We start from the raw sequence: 18,644 nt of genomic DNA, 5'->3' as shown, positions 1-18,644 counted from the left end.
CATCCGGCACGGGCGTCGACGTGCCCGGCGATTTCAATTCAGCAATTTCATGTTTCAAAAATGAAATCGCGCGCGCATAATCGACCGCCATGGACCTCTCCTCGACCAAGCCCGTCGGCCCGGCCGATCGCGCGGCGCGCCCGCGCATCTGGGCGATGGGCATCAGCCGCCTGCGCGACCTGTTTCGCGAGATCGCCGGCGAATTCGACGAACGCGCCGACGTGCGCATCGTGACGCGCGCCTATGAGGATGCGCTCAGCGCGATCGCCGAGGCCGGCACCGCGCGGCCCGACGTGATCGTCGCGGCCGGCTCGAACGGCGGCTTCCTGAAGACGCGTGCGCAGGTGCCGGTGGTGGTCGTGTCGCCGACCGGTTTCGACGTGATGCAGGCGCTCGCGCGCGCCCGGCGCGACGCGTCGCGGATCGCGCTCGTCAGCGCCGGGGAAACGCCGCCCGAAGTGCGCCGCTTCGTCGCCGCATACGGCCTCGACGTGCAGTTTGCGTCATATCAGTCCGCGCAGGAAGCGGAAGCCTGCGTGCACGACCTGCACGACCGCGGCATAGAGACGATCGTCGGCCCCGGCCTCGTCACCGACCTCGCGGCCAGCGCCGGCATGGGCGCGGTGTTCCTGTATTCGCACGCGTCGGTGCGCAAGGCCGTCGAGACGGCGCTCGAAGTCGCGTATGCGACGCATGCCGAGGCGTTCCGCCGCCAGCGGCTCGACAACCTGCTCCAGCACCTGCGCGACGGCGTGGTCGCGCTCGACGCACACGGCCGCGTGGAAGCGATCAACGAACGGCTTGCGTCGGCGCTCGGGGTCGAACCCGCGGCGGCCGTCGGCCGCGCGCTGGTCGACCTGCGGCCCGAGCTGCGCACGCTGCGCGGCGAGGACGGCGACGCGCTCGCGACCGTGCGCGGCGTACGCTACGTCGTGCATCGCGGGCCGCTCGTCGATCGCGGCGTCACGTCGGGCAGCGTGCTGACGTTCCAGGAATCGCGCGCGGTCGAACGGCTCGACCGCGCATTGCGCTCGCAGCCCACCACGCAGCAATTCGCCGCGCGCTACGCGCTCGACGACGTGGTGGGTGCATCCGTACCGATGGCGCGTGTGCGCGAGCTCGTGCGCCGCTACGCGAAATCCGATGCGACCGTGCTCGTGCTCGGCGAAAGCGGCACCGGCAAGGAAATGATCGCGCAAAGCCTGCACGCGCTGTCCGCGCGGCGCAGCTACCCGTTCGTCGCGGTCAATTGCGGCGCGTTTCCGGAGGCGCTGCTCGAGAGCGAGCTGTTCGGCTATGAGGAAGGCGCGTTCACCGGTGCGCGGCGCGGCGGCAAGACCGGCCTGTTCGAAGCCGCCCACCGCGGCACGCTGTTTCTCGACGAGATCGGCGAGATGCCGCCGTCGCTGCAGAGCCGGCTGCTGCGCGTGCTGCAGGAGCGCGAGGTGATCCGCCTCGGCTCGACCGAGCCGATCCGCATCGACGTGCGCGTGATCGCCGCGACGCACCGTCCGCTGCTCGTGGCCGTCGAGGCCGGCACGTTCCGCGCGGATCTCTATTACCGGCTCAACATCCTGAATGTCGGCCTGCCGCCGCTGCGCGAGCGCGCCGCCGACATCCCCGCACTCGCGGCCACGCTGCTCGTGCAGGCCGCACGACGCGAACCGCGCCTCGCCGAACGCCTGCGCGACTCCGACGATGCCGCGCGCGTGCTCGGCGTAACGCAGGCTGCGCTCGCACGCTACCGGTGGCCCGGCAACGTGCGCGAACTGCAGAACGTGATCGAGCGGATCGCGGTGGAGCTGGCCGAGGCAGCCGATGAAAGCGATCCGGCCGCCGCGTGCGGCGCGCTCGATCCCGACGCGCTGCAGGCGATCGCACCCGAGCTGTTCGCGGCACCACCCGACGCGGCCGACAGCGACGACGCGCAGACACTGCACGCGCGCCGCCGTCGCGCGGAAGCCGACGAGATCCGCGCGGTGCTCGACGTATGCGGCGGCGACCGCGACCGCGCGTGCGCGATGCTCGGCATCAGCAAGACGACGCTGTGGCGGAAGTTGTCGGTGAAATGAATATGGCGGCTGCCGCGCAATGACCGGGCCGACCGTCAGTCGGCCTTGTGATAGTGGCGGTATGCCTTCGCGCGATTGCCGCACGACGACATCGAGCACCAGCGGCGGCTGCCGTTCTTGCTGTCGTCGATGAACAGCCACTGGCAGGCATCGTTCGCGCAACGCTTGACCTTTGCGAGCCGCGCGCCGCCGAGCAGGTCGATCGCCGACCACAATACCGGGCTCAGCAGCCCGGCCAGCGTCGCACCCCCTTCCCCGATCCGCCACGCATAACCGCCATCGACGCGTGCCAGCGCGACACGCGGCGCCGCTTCCGCCAGGAAGCCGCCGAGCAGTGCGAGATCGTCCACCTGCGGCTCGCGCTGTTCGGCCTGCGCAAGAAAGAGCCGATACAGCGCCTCGCGCAACGCGAGCGCGTGCGCGAGCATCGCCGGCTCCCCTTCTTCTTCGCCGTGCGCGCGACACGCTTGCGTAAGGCCGGCCGGCACGCCTGCCTGGTCGCGACACCACGCCAGCAGGTCGTCCATCGTGCCGAAGGTTTCCGTCGGCGGATCGCTGCCGCGCCAGTACAGCGTGTTCGCGAAATCGATGCTCAGGGTTTCGGGGGGCGCCGGAATCAGGCAGTCCATCGTGACGGAAGGTTGCGTATCGCTCATGCCCGGATCGTATCTAACCACCATGCCGGTTGACAAGCCCGCGAGCGCTTCCTAACATAACCAGCATGGTAGTTATAAAAGGTTTGCTGCACTGACACCCGCCTCAGTTCAAGGAGCCACAGATGATCGATCGTCTTTTGTCCGGCGTTATCCACAACAACCGCGGCCGCGCGTTCTACGACAGCACACTCGGCACACTCCGCTACAAGCGGCTGGCATGGTGGTTATAAGCAGGTTTGCCGCGCTGACATCCCCTCTTCAGTCCAAGGAGCCACACATGATCGATCACCTTTCGTTCGGCGTTGCACACGTCGGCCGCAGCCGAGCCTTCTACGACAGCACGCTCGGCGCGCTCGGCTACAAAAGGCTGCATACCGACGACGAATCCATCGGGTACGGCGCAACCGAGCCGCAGTTGTGGCTGCAATATGCACCTCGCCCTGTCGCCCCTGATCCCGACTCGGGGATGCACCTGTCGTTCAAGGCCGCTTCGCCCGTCGAAGTCGACGCGTTCTACCGCGCCGCACTCGAGCACGGCGGCCAGGACAACGGCGGGCCCGGCAAGCGCGACCACTACGGGCCGGGCTACTACGCGGCGTTCGTCGTCGATCCCGACGGATATCGGCTGGAAGCGCATTGCGAACTCGACAAGGTCGTGTAATCGCGCTCGCGTCACCCAAGACAAGGGCCCGATTCCGCGCCATGCGGAATCGGGCCCTTGCTATCGAACTGCCGGCGGCGGTCGTTCGACGGAATCGCCAGGTGCGTGGCTATCGCGCGTCGCGCGTGTGCTGCAGTTGCTCGCCGAGTCCTTCGACACCGAGGCGCACCGTCTGGCCGGCCTTCAGGAATACCGGCGACGGCTTGATGCCCATGCCGACGCCCGGCGGCGTGCCGGTCGTGATCACATCGCCCGGCTGCAACGTCATGCAGCGCGACAGATAGGCGATCAGCTGCGCGACGGTGAACACCATCGTACGCGTGTTGCCGTTCTGATAGCGGTGTCCGTCGATTTCGAGCCACAGGTCGAGACGCTGCGGATCGGGCACCTCGTCGCGCGTGACGAGCCACGGACCGATCGGGCCGAACGTGTCGAAGCCCTTGCCCTTGTCCCACTGGCCGCCGCGTTCGATCTGCCATTCGCGCTCGGACACGTCGTTGACGACGCAGTAGCCCGCGACGTAATCGAGCGCGCGCGCTTCGTCGACGTCCTTGCAGGTCGCACCGATCACGACGCCCAGCTCGACTTCCCAGTCGGTCTTGACCGAGCCCTTCGGGATATCGATGCCGTCGTTCGGGCCGCAGATCGAGCTCGTCCACTTGCCGAACACGACCGGCTCCTTCGGCACCGGCATGCCGGCTTCGGCCGCGTGATCGGCGTAGTTCAGGCCGATGCCGATGAACTTGCCGACCTGCCCGACGCACGCGCCGATGCGCGGCTCGCCCGACACCAGCGGCAACGTGGCCGGATCGATCGCGCGCAGCCGCGCGAGACCTGCGTCGGACAGCACATCGCCGGACAGATCCTGCACCTGCGCGGACAGGTCGCGAATCCGGCCGTCCGCGTCGAGCATCCCGGGCTTTTCCTGGCCGGACGGGCCATAGCGAAGCAGTTTCATCGTGGTCAACCTCTGTTGTCGAATGGGACAGGATTCCGGCCGACGCGGCCATTCGCGGCCGCGCGCCGGACTGATTGTCGATCGTCGATTGCGCGCGTCGACGCCGCATCCGGCATGCCGTCGACGCGCGAGGGTCGCGCGGGCGCAGCGATCGCGGCGCCGCACGGAAGTATGGCGCGCATCGAACGGGCGGCCGCCGGTCTGCGCATCGGCGACGACGGCCCGGCACCCGCGACATGGTCCGGCCCGTACCGGCCGGCTTCACACGCGGCCGCACCGTCGCTGGCCCGCCAGCCTTTGTACCATCGGCCGCGCGCCGTGAAATGACGCGCGACGGATACCGACTATTGGTGCGCCCGCCGGCGCTGCGGCGCAGCATCGCGGGCAGCGCCACCGCCCGATTTCCTTTCGGATACCTTGAACCGGTGCCACCTGTCATGAATACCGGGTATTCGGGGCTTCCCTGTCATCCCGAACAGGAATCGATCCGTTCTTATCCGGTAACGATCGGTAAAAAGACGCTGCATTGCACACTAAATGTTTGTTGTTAAGCTCAAACGGATGGCGTTCGTCGCCACACGCGGGCTCGACACAAGCGTGTTGCAGAATCGGTCAGCGTGCGTCGCCAATCGATCGAAAGTAATCCCCCAACTTCACACCGACAATGCAAACAACCAACGACCTGCTTCCCGGCTGCGACGCACGGGAATCGATGGGCGCAATCGACCGCTATCGCGCACCCGCGCTCGACAAGGGTCTCGACATTCTCGAACTCCTGTCGGAGCAGAAAGAAGGCCTCACCCGCACCGAAATCACGAAGGAACTCGGCCGCAACGCGAGCGAGATCTACCGGATGCTCGAACGCCTCGTCGCGCGCCGCTACGTGATGCGCTCGACCGGCGGCGACCGCTACACGCTCAGCCTCAAGCTGTTCTCGCTCGCGCACCGCCATCCGCCGATGAGCCGGCTGATCGCCGAGGCCTTGCCGCCGATGCAGCGTTTCGCGGATTCCGCCGAGCAATCGTGCCACCTGTCCGTCTACGATCGCGGCAACCTGCTCGTGATCGCGCAGGTCGACGGGCCCGGCCCGTGGGGCGTGTCGGTCCGGCTCGGCTCGCGTGTCGGGCTCGTCGATACGGCATCGGGGCGCGTGATGCTGGCGTTCCAGGGTGCCGAGCAGCGCGCGCACATGCTCGCCGAGCACCGCAAGGTCAAGGGCGAAGCGCCATTGAACGAGCAGGAACTCGCGTATGCGTGCCAGTCCATCCGGCAGGACGGCTACCTGCGCGAGGACAGCCGTCAGGCGTACGGCGTGACCGACCTGACCGCACCGATCCTCGGGCCGTCCGGCCATGCGATCGCGGTGCTGACCTGCCCGTACATGCGCCGGATCGATGCGCACATGGCGCCGTCCGTCGACACGGTCGTCGAAGGGGTGCGCGAGACGGCCGCCCATCTGTCGATGTGCCGCGACGAGACCTGCTGACGCGCAGGCGCGGCGGAGCGCACCGGCGGCGGCGCTATCGCGTTGCCCCCGGTCGCGCGCAACCCCTCTGCGGAGCGCGATGCACGGTGCCATATCGTGCGCCCACGGCGCTACGCTAAAATAGCGGCCCTCTCAAAAACTACGGCGGCCGGTTGTCGCGGCCGTCGTGTCCGATGGATGTCATGGCCAAACTTCTGAACGATCAAGAATTCCAGCGTTTCTCCGAACTTCAGCAGAAGCAGGCAAGCTTCACGATCACGCCCGAAGAGGCGGACGAGCTGCGCGATATCGTCGCGCGCGCGCAGAAGAAGCGCGACGATCGTACCGCTGCAATGCAGGCGATCGAGAGCTACATCGAGCAGTTCGACATCACGCCCGACGAACTCTTCTCGCCCGAACAGATCGGCGACGCGGCCCGCACCTATGGGCTCATCACGGCGACCAAGAAGGAGCGCACGCTGCCGCCGTCGATCACGTTCAACGGCAAGCCGTACCAGTGGACCAAGACGCTTCCGGACGACGTGCGCGGCGCGCTGTTCGAAGCGTTCACGTCCGGCGAATCGGTCAAGCGCTTCATCGCAATGCCGAAGGACACCGCGCGCTGTGCGCTGACGATCGCCCGCCTCGAGCGCGAAACCGGCGCCGTCTATGCCGATCCGCACCTCGAGGAACTCGCGATTTCTCGCGATCAGGTGAACGACGCAGCGTCGAAACTTGCTGCCTGAATGTCGCCACGGGCACGGTTCATGCGTGCCCGCACCCCGCGTAACGCCGGCCCAGGCCGGCGTTACGCTTGCGGGAGACGTGCATCCGCACGCTCCCGAAAAGCCTCACCTTTGCGTCCCGCAAGCACTCACCTGACCCTCCCGAATAAGCTCACCCAGGCTCCTGGAGACCCTCACCCAAGCGTCCCGGATGTCCTCACCGACGCTTCCCGCAGATCCTCACCCATGTGCCCCGGAAAGGCTCACCGGCGGCTCCCGCAGGTGCTCACCGGCCCTTCCCGGGAAGGCTCACCGAGTGTTCCTGTATCGGCTCACCAAGCGCTCCCGTATCGACTCACCCCAACCTTCCCGGAGAAGCTCACCGACAGCTCCCGAAAAGTCTCACCTTTTGGGGAAGTTCGAATTTTCGAAGGTGGAATGCGGCGGTAAATGCGTGACGACACCTTGTCTGAAACAGCGGCGCGGAGCGTATATCGCGGCAAGCGGTACGCGTCTCGCGGTGCCGGATCGGTGCCATTTGCGCGTCGATATTTCCGCTGCGAACAGGCGCCGACACTTTCTCGGTTGCTTCGCTCGCGACGCAGGTTCGAATGCTCTGCATTCCTGACCGGCAACATGCCGAACGTGCCGGGAGGCCGGAGACATCCACCGCATGCAACGTCTCCGCGTGTCGGGCCGCCGACAGACGCTACGGCTGCAACTTCATCCTGAAGCCCACGACGCCAGGCTCCTCCGTCGTCGACACCGCAAACCCGCACGCCTTCGCCAGCGAGATCATCGCCGTGTTCTCGCGCAGCGCCTCGCCGATCATCCAGGCGGTTCCGCGCGAGCGCGCGTAATCGATGATGCGGGTCATCAGCAGCCGGCCAAGCCCCTTGCCCTTCTGATCGGGTCGTACCGCGATCGCGAACTCCGCCGTCTCGTTGTCGGGATCGGCCACCGCGCGCACCACCGCGAGCGTGTGGTCGCGGCCCGACAGATCGGTGAACGACACGATGAAGGCCATCTCACGGTCGTAATCGATCTGCGTCATGCGCGCGACCTGCGAATGATCGAAGCTGCGCACCGCGCCGAAGAAACGCATCCGCAGATCTTCCGGCGTCATCGCGCCGAGCAGTTCGTTGTGCGCGGCCTCGTCTTCCGGACGGATCGGGCGGATCGTCACCGTCTCGCCGCGCCACTCGAGCGTCTGCTCGAGGTGGCGTGGATACGGCATGATCGCGAGCCGGCTGCGCCCCGCTGCCAGCGTGATGCGCGGCGCGATCACGTGCGCGCGGTCGGACAGCACGCGCAGCGTGACCGACATCGCAACGACTTCACGCACGTCGCAGACGACCTGCGACAGCGCCGTCAACGCATCGAGCGTCGGCTCGATGGGGGTGCTGCGCGCATACGGCGAGCGCTGCATCACCGCGCGGGCAAGCACGGTGTTCAGCGGCGGCAGGCCATAGACGACGAACGGCGCCGATACGCCGTCCGCGGGCGGCACGGCATAGCGAAACACCGGGCCGAAGTTCGAATCGTCGTACATGTCGACGGTGACATCGACGACTTTCTTTCCGGCCGGCTCGACGGCAGGCTCGCCCTGCAGGCCAAAATGAGACAGCCAGCGCAGCGCGGCTTCGCCGGTCAGTTCATGCTGGCCGGCTTCGACCCTCCGGCGCGCATCGGCCTGCGCGGATGCCACGCACTCGGCCGGCTGCAGCGGCGTACCCTCGGGCGTTTGCATCAGCAGTTGCCGCCCGAGGTTGTAGTCGACGAGACGCGCATACGCGCGCGCGAGCCGCTGCGGCGTGGTGTGCACCGGAATGCCGTTCGCGTGCAGCGCATCGCGCGTCGCCGCGTCGACCGCGCCGAAGAAACACGCGAGGATGCCGCGATGCGCGTACTGCCGTGATTCGATCAGCGTATGCGCAACCGCATCGGCCGGCGCGCTGTGGGAAGTCGAATGGACGACGAACAGCGTGCCCGTTTGCGGGAACGGTGCGAGCGCCTTGACCGCCGCGGCGAAATGCTCGGGGCGCGCATCGTCGCCCAGCGTCAGCGGATTGGCGGGCGATGCGAGATGCGGCAGCGCCGCCGACACCGCAGATGTTGCCGCGGGCGACCAGTCGGTCAGCACATCGCGCACTTCGGCCACCGCATCGACCGCGAGTTTCGCGACACCCGCATCGCTCGTCACGAGCGTGGCCGCGCCGCGCGCCGTGACGCGGCCGACGCCGAGCGTCTCGATCTCGTCGAGCAGATCGTCGAGCGCATCCACCCGCACCATCCCCGCGCGCTGGAACGCCGCCGTATAGAGCGCGTCGCCGGGATCGGCGCGGCCGGTGCGCAATGCGAGCACCGGCTTGTTGCGTGCGGCCGCGCGCGCGGCCGACATGAACTTGCGCGCGGCGCGCACGGTATCGAGTTCGAGCAGGATCGCGCGCGTGCCGGGATCGCTCGCGAGATAGTCGAGCACGTCGCCCGCATCGACGTCGGACTCGCCGCCGAGCGCGACGACGTGCGAAAAGCCGAGGCCCCGTGCATCGGCCCAGCCGAGCACCGCGTTCGTCAGCGCGTTCGATTGCGACACCCATGCGACGCCGCCCGATCGCGCCGTATAGGCCGGCGCGCCGAAATGCGCGTGCCGTGCAGGCGACAGCACGCCGAGGCTGCCCGGCCCGACGATACGGAGCACGAACGGCTTCGCCGCCTTCAGCGTGCGATCGAGCGCGGCGCGATCGGCATCGGTACGCGCCTCGCCGACGATCACCGCAACGCGCGTGCCAAGCTCGCCGAGCTTGCGCACGATGCCGGCCCAGGTCGCGGGCGGCGTGCAAATCACGGCCACCGACGGCGGCGCGGGCAACCGGTCGACATCGGCAACGACCGGATGCCCGTGCAGCTCACGATACTTCGGATTGACGGGCCACACGGGCCCCTCGAATGCACCGTCGAGCACGCGCGACCACACCATCGCGCCGATACTGCCCGCGCGCGACGACGCACCGACGACCGCAACGGACTTGGGCTGGAACAACGCATCGAGATGGCGAACGGTCACATCGGCTCCCTGCGGTAACGAAAGACGACCCGATCGGCATGCGGCACGGACAGGCCATACGCCGATCGACGCGAACCCCAAGCATAGGCGAAGCGCATGCGGCTGCCTATATGTCGAACGGCCGACTGTTCGACCCACGTCAACGCTCGCATCATGGGCCTGCAACACCAGCACGGAAGCCATCGCCGCGCGCCGGCCGAGCCCCTCCGCTCGGCGCGCACGGTGCAGGCGTGCAGCGCGACGCTGCGTCCGCTTCGTCAAAGGTGAGGATTTACAGGAGCCAGGGTGAGACTCTTCGGGAATTGCGCGGCGCCACGCGCCAACATGCGAACGGTGATCGGATTTCGCAGCATGCGTGCACCACGAGAATGGCGCAGGCCAATGCGCATGCGCTGCGCAATTGCGCGGCTGTTTACCGGAATTCACCGCGATATTCCGTCGAATCGCAGCGAATTCGCAAAACGGGATCCGTTAATTGCGCGGCGTCGTAGTTCAATACGCCGTCGGGAATCGCGCCGGAAATGCGCAAAAACAAAACGGTGCGACGGCCGCATGGCCGTTCGCACCGTCAGTCAGTACGCGAAAGGTGAGGTTTTTCGGGAGTCAGTCCTTGATCAGGAAACGCTCGCGATTCTTGCCGAGCCAGGTCGGCGAGCGCCCGCGGCCACTCCAGGTTTCACCCGTCTTCGGATTCAAATATTTGGGCGGCGACACACGCTTCGGCTTGGCTGCGCCAGCGGCCGCGCCCACCGGACGAAACCCGAGTTCTTCCGGCGTAATGTCGTATTCCTCGATTTTCGCGCGGATATCGGCAATCGCATCGGCAATCGCCTTTTCGCGTTCCTTGTCGATCTTTTGCTGAAGCCGTTCGAGCTGCGCGGTCAGTTGCCTGTAGGTCGCCATATGGATGGGACTCCGTGAGTGTTATTCGTGAAAAATAGATGACGCTCAGCCAACAGAAAAACACTTCGCCCGATCGTGACCGCCTCAGCCGGTTATCTCGGGATCAATAACCGCTCTTTTTCTTGCACGCGAAGAGAAGATTTCGCGTGGCGTCATCGCTCGATTGCTGAATCACTTCGAAATCGCCGTTGCAGATCGCCCGCGCATTGTCGGTGCAATTGCTCCAGTCGCTACCGGTGCATTGCACCTGGGTAGTCGGACGCCCGTCCGAAGTGAACAGCGGCGCGCTGCCGCCACACCCGCCGAGCCCTGCAATCAGAGCCAACACAACGGCCGCCCGAGGCCACCGACAGACCGACGCAAGCATGTGTTTCATTGTGGTTCCCGTCAACCTTTTTTTGAATGCCGCGAGTATGCCATGCGCGACCCTTCGGCCGTCAGTTCGGCGTACGGCCGGGTTGCCCGCGCGCCTTGTACGGCAAGCGCTTGCGTGGATCGTCGGTGATGCGAACGAACACCTGCTCGACGTCCGGAAGCGCCTCGAGTTCGCGCTGCAACGCCGGCTGATCGAACGCCGTATCCGCACATCCTTCGACGTAAATGAAACGTCGCTGCACGGTGATCCACAGGCTCGTGCCATGCAGCCGATCGGAGCCGGCGAAGTGCGCCTTCACGGCATCGGCGATCGGTGCGTCATACATATAGGAATTCGGCTTCGTGCAGCGATGCGCAAGCCAGCAGGTGGTGCCGCGTTCGGCGCGGTAATGCGCGTCGTCCGTCATCTCGGCCCGGGTCATCCATGGGCCGAGCGGCAACGGGCATTCGGCCACGTCCCGCGACAGCGCGATGAACGGATCGTTGTACCAGTTGCGCCGCGCCTCGGGTGCATCGGTGTCGCCGGACTGCGCGAACGCGGCGGTCGCCAGCCACATGGTCAGCCACCCTGCGATGCCGATCCGTTTCATCGTGATCTCCTGTTGTTCGATGCTTCACGTCCGAGCGCGCCGGCTTGGCCGTCTGGCTTACCGGTCGATGCCCAGCGCCGCCAGTTTCTTGTACAGCGTCGCGCGGCCGATCCCGATGCGCGCGGCCGCTTCCACCACCTTCCCGTCGCAGGCCGCCAGCGCATCGATCAGGAACTGGCGCTCCCACGCCGCCAATGCATCGGCATACGAAGCGGCCGGCACAGCAGGCCGCTCGCCCGCGCGCGGTTCGACCGGTGCCACGGCCAGCGGCTGCGCCGGCACGGCACCGTCCGTCGAGACGCGCACCGGCCCAAGGAACGGCGCGAGCGCGCGCGCATCGATCACCGACCGGTCCGACAGCATCAGCGCGCGTTCGAGCGTGTTGCGCAACTCGCGCACGTTGCCCGGCCACGGATACGCACACAGCATCCGCAGCGCATCGTCGGTCAGCTCGCAATGGGCGGCGCGCCCGTGCTGCGCGGCCAGTTCCTCGAGCGTCGCGTAGACGAGCGCCGCGATGTCGGACGCGCGCTCGCGCAGCGGCGGCGCGTGGATCGTCAGCACGTTCAGCCGGTAATAGAGATCCGCGCGAAAACGCCCGGCCGCGACCAGCGCCGGCAGGTCGGCGCTCGTGGCCGCGATGATCCGGACGTCGGCGCGCACGATCCGGTTCGAGCCGACCGGCTCGAATTCCTTGTCCTGCAGCACGCGCAGCAGCTTGCCCTGCAGCGGCAGCGGCATGTCGCCGATCTCGTCGAGAAACAGCGTGCCGCGATCGGCCAGCTCGAACTTGCCGATGCGCCCCTTGCGATCGGCGCCCGTGTACGCGCCAGGTGCCGCGCCGAAGAATTCGGTTTCGAGCAGCGTGTCGGGAATCGCGGCGACGTTGACGGTCACGAGCGGCTGGAGCGCGCGCGCCGACGCCGCGTGAATCGCATGCGCAAGCAGTTCCTTGCCGGTGCCCGTCTCGCCGAGCAGCAGCACCGGCGAATCGACCTGCGCGGCGCGGCGCGCCTGACGCTTGGTTTCGAGGCTCGCGGCGCTCGTGCCGACGAAGCTCGCGAACGTGTATTTCGCGCGGCGCGCCTGCGCGAGCGAACGCTGCGTCGCGATCAACTGCTGCTGAAGCTGGGCGTAGCGGGAAAAGATCGGCGTAAGCGTCTTCAACTGGTCGAACAGCGCAAAGCCGATCGCGCCGACCGTCTCGCCGGCCTCGTTCTTCAGCGGCAGGCGCGTGACGACGAGCGGCTCGCGGCCCGTCTCCATGATGTCGAGCAGGATCGGCTGCCCGGTCGACACGACCTCGCGCATCAGGCTGTTCGGGATCACGGCCTCGCAGTCGAGGCCGACGGCCTGCTGCGGATCGGCGAAACCGAAGCGCGCCGCGTACCGCTCGTTCATCCACACCACACGCGCATCGCGATCGACGACCACCGTGCCCGCGCTCGAATCCTCGAAGGTCCGGAACAGCGACTCGGCGGCGCGCCGCAGCACGTCGCCGTAGTTGACGGGCAGGCGGGCCCAGTCATTCATCATCGTGTCGTCGTCTCCGTGTATTCTGGGCCGGCTGTCTCCGGAACGAGACGGATTATCTCACTCTGGAGACACGCCGCAATGCGTTGTCCGGGAAAGCCCTGCCCGATTCCATGGGCTGGCCGAACGGCCATTTCGTCTCCGGATGGAGACGTTTTATGTAGAATCCTCAGACAACGACCGGCGCGGGCCCGCCAGTCTCCGGCGGACCCATGTCCGGCGGTGCAATCCGGCCGATGGCACGAAACCTGCACGAACCTGAGCCGGTCCGCGGCGCGTCCCGCGATCGAACAACAACCAAAGCCATTAGGAGACTCCCTTGTCTTTCGTGATCGTCCTCGCCGCGCTGGCGTTCCTGATGTTCGCCGCGTATCGCGGCTACAGCGTGATCCTGTTCGCGCCGATCGCCGCGCTCGGCGCGGTGCTCCTGACCGAACCCGCCGCCGTCGCGCCGGTCTTCTCCGGCATCTTCATGGAGAAGATGGTCGGCTTCGTCAAACTGTATTTCCCGGTGTTCATGCTCGGCGCAGTGTTCGGCAAGGTGATCGAACTCTCCGGGTTCTCCGAGTCGATCGTCCATGCGGCGATCCGCTACATCGGCCGCTCGCGTGCGAATGCGGTGATCGTCGCGGTGTGCGCGCTGCTCACCTATGGCGGCGTATCGCTGTTCGTCGTGGTGTTCGCGGTCTATCCGTTCGCAGCCGAACTCTATCGCCAGAGCAACATCCCGAAACGGCTGATGCCCGGCGCGATCGCGCTCGGCGCGTTCTCGTTCACGATGGATTCGCTGCCCGGCACGCCGCAAATCCAGAACATCATCCCGACCACGTTCTTCAAGACGACCGCCTGGGCCGCGCCGGTGCTCGGCACGATCGGCTCGCTGTTCATCATCGTCGTCGGCCTCACGTATCTCGAATGGCGCCGCCGTTCGGCGATGGCGAAGGGTGAAGGCTACGGCACGTCGCTCGTCAACGAGCCGGAGCGCGTCGAGACCACGTCGCTGCCGCATCCGGCGCTCGCGATCCTGCCGCTGATCCTGGTCGGCGTGTCGAACTTCGCGTTCACGAAGCTGATTCCGCAGTGGTACGGCGCCGCGTCGTACACGGTCGCGCCGGACGTGCTGCCCGGCGTGCACGCGCCGGTCACGACGTCGATCAAGACGGTCGTCGCGATCTGGTCGGTCGAGGCCGCGCTGCTGCTCGGCATCGTGCTGGTCGTGCTGACCGCATTCAAGCGCGTGAGCGGGCGCTTCGCGGCCGGTTCGAAGGCTGCCGTCGCCGGTGCGCTGCTCGCCGCGATGAACACCGCGTCGGAATACGGCTTCGGCGGCGTGATCGCCGCGCTGCCGGGCTTCCTCGTCGTCAGCGATGCGCTGAAGAGCATCCCGAACCCGCTCGTCAACGCGGCCGTGTCGGTCAGCTCGCTCGCCGGTATCACGGGCTCGGCGTCGGGCGGCATGAGCATCGCGCTCGCCGCGATGTCGGACCTGTTCATCAAGGGTGCGCAGGCCGCCAATATCCCGCTGGACGTGCTGCACCGGGTGGTCGCGATGGCCAGCGGCGGCATGGACACGCTGCCGCACAACGGCGCGGTGATCACGCTGCTCGCGGTCACGGGCCTCACGCACCGCGAGTCGTATCGCGACATCTTCGCGGTGACGATCATCAAGACGCTCGCGGTGTTCTTCGTGATCGCCGTGTATTACACGACGGGGCTCGTGTAACACCCCGCGGCGGCCCGTCTCCGGGCCGCCGCCCGCCGGCCGCGTCGATGCGGCCGGCCGCGCCTCCACCCATCCCCCCTTTCTGCCGCACGCCGCCCACGCGCGCTCGCCGGCTCACGCATTGTTACCCGCAGCAGAACACTACGTTGGTCGCAGCGGCATTTTTCGCGCGTCGGGCGAGGCCTACACTGCTTTCAACGGTGACCGCATGCAATCGGCGCCGTCGAAAACCTGGAGGTATCCGCTCATGAACCCGCTCATCCGCACCATCGCCGTCGCCGCCGTCTTCGCCGCACCCCTCGCCGCGCAGGCGCAAGCCAGCCAGCCGCTCACGCGCGCCGAAGTTCATGCCGAAGTGGTTGCACTGAGAAAGGCCGGCTTCCAGCCGAGCGACTGGTTCTACCCGGCCAGCATTCAGGCGGCCGAAGCGAAGATCGCGCGGCAGCAGGGTGCGCCGCGGGCCGCGGGCGCCGGCTACGGCAATCGCGGCACGTACTCCACGGGCCAATAGTCCGGTTTCGAATCCGCCGGCCGTGCGCGCATCACCGCCGCGTTCGCGGCTCGCGCGGCACGCACCGCACCGTCCGCTCAGCGCGGCTCGATGCTCGCTTTCGCGTAGGACTCGCGTTCCAGTTCGAGTATTTCCGCGCTCAGCTGCAGGTGCGTGCCGGGCGGCGCAACGACGTGCCGCTTCAGTTCCGCCAGTACCTGCTCCGACAATTCACGTTTGACGTCGGTCGTCCGGCCGCTCAGCACCGCGAGCGTCGCGTGGACGAACGCGCGCGGCGCCGGCGACGTGCCGACCGCGAATGTATCGAACCGCAGCGCGCGGCTCTTGATGTCGAGCTCGTTGAAATGACCGGACGCGGCGAGCGCGGCATTGAGCGCGCGCAAGGTCGCGGCGCCGTCGAACCCGTCGAGGTTCGCGGAGTATTCGAGCGTCAGGTGGGGCATGGTGTCGGTGGCCTCGTGGGTATCGGGACAAGCGCCGGAAGGCATCCCGACAGCCCACGCAGTGCCACCGGATCTATGCCTTGACCGGCTGGATCAGGCGCGCGCAGGCACTTGCCTGCGGATCGCCGGCGGGCAGTTTCCCACAGATGCCGTCGAACTGCTTCGCGATCGATTTGACCGATGCATCGTGTGCGCCGCTGGCGCGCCACTGGTTCAACTGCGTGACGACCTTGGTCAGCGCGCGCAGGTTCGCGCCGTAGAACGCGTCGCGCGTCTTGTCGGCCTGCGCGAGCACGCTCGCGGCAATCCCTTCGATGCGCGCCGAATCGTCCGGCGCCAGTTGGACCGCATTCGCAAAATAGGTCGCGCCCCAGCGCAGCTTCGTCGCCGGCCCGCTCGCCGCGTCATAGGCCTTGCGGTACCAGTCGAGCGCCGCGGCCTTGTCGCCGCGCGCCTTCGCATTCGCAGCCAGCCCGGACATGAAGTAGTACGGCGTGGACGAGCGCGTCAGCTCGGTCTTCAGCAATGCATCCGACTCGTCGTACAGCCCCGCGTCGGTCAGCGTGTCGGCCCCTTCGCTGACGAGCGCCTGCCGCTCGTAGGCATTCGCGGCGCCCTGCACCGACGCGGCGATCTGCTTGCGCGCCGTGTCGGCCAGCGCCGGCGCGGCCAGCGGTGCCCCCTTGCGTGCGTCGCCGCGCGCGAGCAGCACGCGGCCGTGCAGCGCCATCAGCCGGTCGATCGACGACAGCGTGGTATCGGTCGACAGGCGCGCGAGGGCCGTGTCATAGGCGCCGCGCAATTTCGCGCGCTGCGCGTCGTCGCCGCCGAGATACGCGACCACGCGCGCGGGCGCCGCAACCAGCACGTCCGAGTCGGCGCGCGACAACACCGGATCCTGCAGCACCGTGCGCAACGAATCGGCAAGCGCCGCCTTGTCGAGCGCGCCGGCCTGCGCCGGATCGTCGGACGCGGCGACCACGGCCGACTTCAGCGCGAAACGCGCCGATTCGGCCTTCGCGCCGGCCGCGCGTGCGCGTTGCGCGAGCGACTGCAGCGTCTCGGCGACGCGATCGGCCGCCACCGGCAGCGCGCCGTCGGTATCCCACGAATAGTCGGCCAGCAGGCGCCATTCGTCCGGCGTCAGCGACGCACCATTCTTCAGCGCGGTCGCGAGCGTCTGCCGCACCGGATGCGCGGCCGTCATCCCGAGCGACAGCGCCTGCATGTAGCGATCGAGATCGGCTTCGCCCGGCAGCCGCGTCACTTCGGTGCCGTCGGGACGGAACAGGATCATCGTCGGATAACCGTGCACCTTGAAACGCTCGCCGAGCTTCTGCGCGCTTTCGGTATCGCCGTCGAGATACACGGGCACGAAGAACGACGAGCGCGTCTTGAATGCCTGCTGGCTGAAGATCGTCGACTTCACCTGGTTGCACGACGGGCACCACACCGCGCCCCAGTAAAGCAGCAGCGGCTTGCCGGTGCGCTTCGCCAGCGCGAAGGCGGCGTCGACGTCGCCGTGCTGCCACGCGATGCCGGGCGGCAGGTGCGCGCCATCAGGCGCGGCGCTCGCCGCCGGGGCGCCCGTGGGCGTGGCAGCGGCAAGCGCCGCACCCGCGGCGGCGAACAGGCAGGCGGCAGTCAGATTCCGGAGAGCAGTTTTCATCGAAGCGGGTCCGTTGAAAGAGACGGTTGCGGGATAGGTGCGGCGCGCGAAGCGATGGCTGGGAAGTCACAGCCATGAAGCGATGACGATGAAGCCTGCCGACGTGCAACGCCGCGCATGATCGTTTCGGAAAAACGCACGCCGGCCGAGGCGGCCGGCAAATCCTTCGACGATACGACGGGCACAGCCGGCAGAAAACGAACGAATTCTCGAATGAATATGACATGCGGCATCGCGGCCGCGCGTGCTGTCAGATACGCGTCGGCCGAGCCTTCACTGCCGCGGCTTGATCCGCGCCATGTGATACACGGACGCATGCGCGCCATCGCGCAATGCATAGCCCGGCGATTCACCTTCGACCCGGAAGCCATGCTTCTCGTAGAGTGCGACAGCCGCAAGGTTGTCGGTGAACACGGTCAGCTCGAGACGCGTGATGTTCAGCCAGTTTTCCGCGAGATCGATTGCGGCCGCGAGCAACCGGCTGCCGACGCCGCGCCCGTGGTGCGTCGCGTCGACCATCATGCCGAGCCCTGCCGCATGGCGACGGCGCGGATTCTGTTCGGGATGCAGGCCGAGATGGCCGACCAGCACGCCGTCGATTTCGGCGACGAGGCTCACGCCATGCTCGCGCACGCCGTCGAGCCGCTTCTGCCATTTCTCGAGCGACGGAAACGGATGCTGCAACGTATTCGCGTACACCGCGGGATGCGCGGCGATTTGCCGGATCGCGTCGACGTCGTGCGCCTCGCTGTGCCGGATCGTGATGTCGGTCATGGGTGGGCCGGTTCCGAAAAGTCGCGCCAGTCGCGCGGGCTGCGACACGTGCGCAGCAACGTGTCGAGCTTATCCGATTTCACGCATTTGAAACATGGGCGTCATGCGATGCCGTTGCACCCGCAACGATGCGCGAGTACCCCCTCCATCGCGAACCGGAAAAATATGACCGATTTCTCACGCCCCGATCGGTAATTCCTGACCCATTCCGTCGCGCACCGCTTCCCGATTAATCGTTGCGCACACAACGTCATACGCACGACATGCGATGTCATGTCTTCATCACGTCGACGTCACGCCGCCTCCCTAGACTGGGCGCCGCCCAACCCGGCATGTGCCGGGCCGGTGTGTGCCGGCGTCCCGGCCGCGCATCACGAGCGCGCGTTGCACGGGATCGCGGCGACGGCCAACGCATCCGCGCGACACCACGCATCGCGCGATGCACGCACCTCCGCCACACGCGGCCGATGCACTCGAACGCACACTCCGCGCGAATCGTCCCAGGGGGGCGATGCACGG

At 67.2% G+C, this 18,644-nt stretch carries 16 protein-coding genes; 6 read left to right on the top strand and 10 right to left on the bottom strand.

Annotation, left to right across the window (positions count from 1 at the left end):
• Window positions 1–89 precede the first annotated feature (89 nt).
• Window positions 90–2,072: a propionate catabolism operon regulatory protein PrpR gene (prpR, locus tag LGM56_RS27545; protein ID WP_226207260.1), complete on the top strand. Its 1,983-nt coding sequence runs from the start codon at window positions 90–92 to the stop codon at window positions 2,070–2,072.
• 35 nt (window positions 2,073–2,107) lie between these two features.
• Here the strand turns inward: prpR and LGM56_RS27540 are convergent, their stop codons facing one another.
• Window positions 2,108–2,728, bottom strand: a complete 621-nt coding sequence (locus LGM56_RS27540; RefSeq protein WP_226207259.1) for a CGNR zinc finger domain-containing protein — start codon at window positions 2,726–2,728, stop codon at window positions 2,108–2,110.
• A 277-nt stretch (window positions 2,729–3,005) separates the two neighbouring features.
• Here LGM56_RS27540 and LGM56_RS27535 point away from each other — a divergent pair, with 277 nt between their 5' ends.
• A complete protein-coding gene (locus LGM56_RS27535) occupies window positions 3,006–3,389 on the top strand; it encodes a VOC family protein (protein ID WP_226207258.1) in 384 nt (127 codons plus the stop codon).
• A gap of 109 nt (window positions 3,390–3,498) precedes the next feature.
• Here LGM56_RS27535 and LGM56_RS27530 read toward each other — a convergent pair whose 3' ends face one another.
• Window positions 3,499–4,347, bottom strand: a complete 849-nt coding sequence (locus tag LGM56_RS27530) for an ureidoglycolate lyase (RefSeq protein WP_089496023.1) — start codon at window positions 4,345–4,347, stop codon at window positions 3,499–3,501.
• A gap of 664 nt (window positions 4,348–5,011) precedes the next feature.
• Between LGM56_RS27530 and LGM56_RS27525 the strand changes: the two genes are divergently transcribed.
• Together LGM56_RS27525 and LGM56_RS27520 are read left to right on the top strand one after the other, a co-directional pair.
• Window positions 5,012–5,833, top strand: coding sequence for an IclR family transcriptional regulator (locus tag LGM56_RS27525; RefSeq protein ID WP_226207257.1), 822 nt, complete (start codon window positions 5,012–5,014; stop codon window positions 5,831–5,833).
• Window positions 5,834–6,006: 173 nt separating this feature from the next.
• Entirely contained in the window at window positions 6,007–6,558 is a 552-nt protein-coding gene (locus LGM56_RS27520) for a hypothetical protein (protein ID WP_039349620.1), read from the top strand.
• Between the two features lie 688 nt (window positions 6,559–7,246).
• Here LGM56_RS27520 and LGM56_RS27515 read toward each other — a convergent pair.
• The 5 genes from LGM56_RS27515 to LGM56_RS27495 all read right to left on the bottom strand — a co-directional run bounded on the left by LGM56_RS27515 (window position 7,247) and on the right by LGM56_RS27495 (window position 13,008).
• Window positions 7,247–9,604 carry a GNAT family N-acetyltransferase gene (locus LGM56_RS27515; protein WP_226207385.1) on the bottom strand — a complete coding sequence of 786 codons (2,358 nt, stop codon included), beginning with the start codon at window positions 9,602–9,604 and terminating at the stop codon, window positions 7,247–7,249.
• Between the two features lie 603 nt (window positions 9,605–10,207).
• Window positions 10,208–10,507: an H-NS family nucleoid-associated regulatory protein gene (locus LGM56_RS27510; protein ID WP_089475849.1), complete on the bottom strand. Its 300-nt coding sequence runs from the start codon at window positions 10,505–10,507 to the stop codon at window positions 10,208–10,210.
• A gap of 103 nt (window positions 10,508–10,610) precedes the next feature.
• On the bottom strand, window positions 10,611–10,883 hold the full coding sequence (locus tag LGM56_RS27505) for a hypothetical protein (protein ID WP_226207256.1): 273 nt from the start codon (window positions 10,881–10,883) through the stop codon (window positions 10,611–10,613).
• Between the two features lie 61 nt (window positions 10,884–10,944).
• On the bottom strand, window positions 10,945–11,472 hold the full coding sequence (locus LGM56_RS27500) for a BON domain-containing protein (protein WP_089496019.1): 528 nt from the start codon (window positions 11,470–11,472) through the stop codon (window positions 10,945–10,947).
• A 57-nt stretch (window positions 11,473–11,529) separates the two neighbouring features.
• Entirely contained in the window at window positions 11,530–13,008 is a 1,479-nt protein-coding gene (locus LGM56_RS27495) for a sigma-54 interaction domain-containing protein (protein ID WP_089496018.1), read from the bottom strand.
• A gap of 316 nt (window positions 13,009–13,324) precedes the next feature.
• Between LGM56_RS27495 and LGM56_RS27490 the strand changes: the two genes are divergently transcribed.
• Complete coding sequence (locus LGM56_RS27490) at window positions 13,325–14,728, top strand: GntP family permease (RefSeq protein ID WP_089428826.1); 1,404 nt, start codon at window positions 13,325–13,327, stop codon at window positions 14,726–14,728.
• Between the two features lie 247 nt (window positions 14,729–14,975).
• Complete coding sequence (locus LGM56_RS27485) at window positions 14,976–15,239, top strand: DUF4148 domain-containing protein (protein ID WP_089496017.1); 264 nt, start codon at window positions 14,976–14,978, stop codon at window positions 15,237–15,239.
• A gap of 77 nt (window positions 15,240–15,316) precedes the next feature.
• On the opposite strand, the gene LGM56_RS27480 is transcribed toward LGM56_RS27485, so the two are convergent.
• From LGM56_RS27480 to LGM56_RS27470, 3 genes are all read right to left on the bottom strand, one after another.
• Window positions 15,317–15,682 (bottom strand): 5-carboxymethyl-2-hydroxymuconate Delta-isomerase, encoded by a 366-nt coding sequence (locus LGM56_RS27480; RefSeq protein ID WP_226207255.1) that lies wholly within the window; start codon window positions 15,680–15,682, stop codon window positions 15,317–15,319.
• A 73-nt stretch (window positions 15,683–15,755) separates the two neighbouring features.
• Window positions 15,756–17,351: a thioredoxin family protein gene (locus LGM56_RS27475; RefSeq protein WP_226207254.1), complete on the bottom strand. Its 1,596-nt coding sequence runs from the start codon at window positions 17,349–17,351 to the stop codon at window positions 15,756–15,758.
• A gap of 273 nt (window positions 17,352–17,624) precedes the next feature.
• A complete protein-coding gene (locus LGM56_RS27470; protein WP_226207253.1) occupies window positions 17,625–18,125 on the bottom strand; it encodes a GNAT family N-acetyltransferase in 501 nt (166 codons plus the stop codon).
• Between the last annotated feature and the right edge of the window lie 519 nt (window positions 18,126–18,644).

Source organism: Burkholderia sp. AU38729 (assembly GCF_020419725.1).
Lineage (GTDB): Bacteria > Pseudomonadota > Gammaproteobacteria > Burkholderiales > Burkholderiaceae > Burkholderia.
The sequence above is the reverse complement of the archived record's forward strand: the minus strand, read 5'-3'. Positions and strand labels throughout refer to the sequence as shown.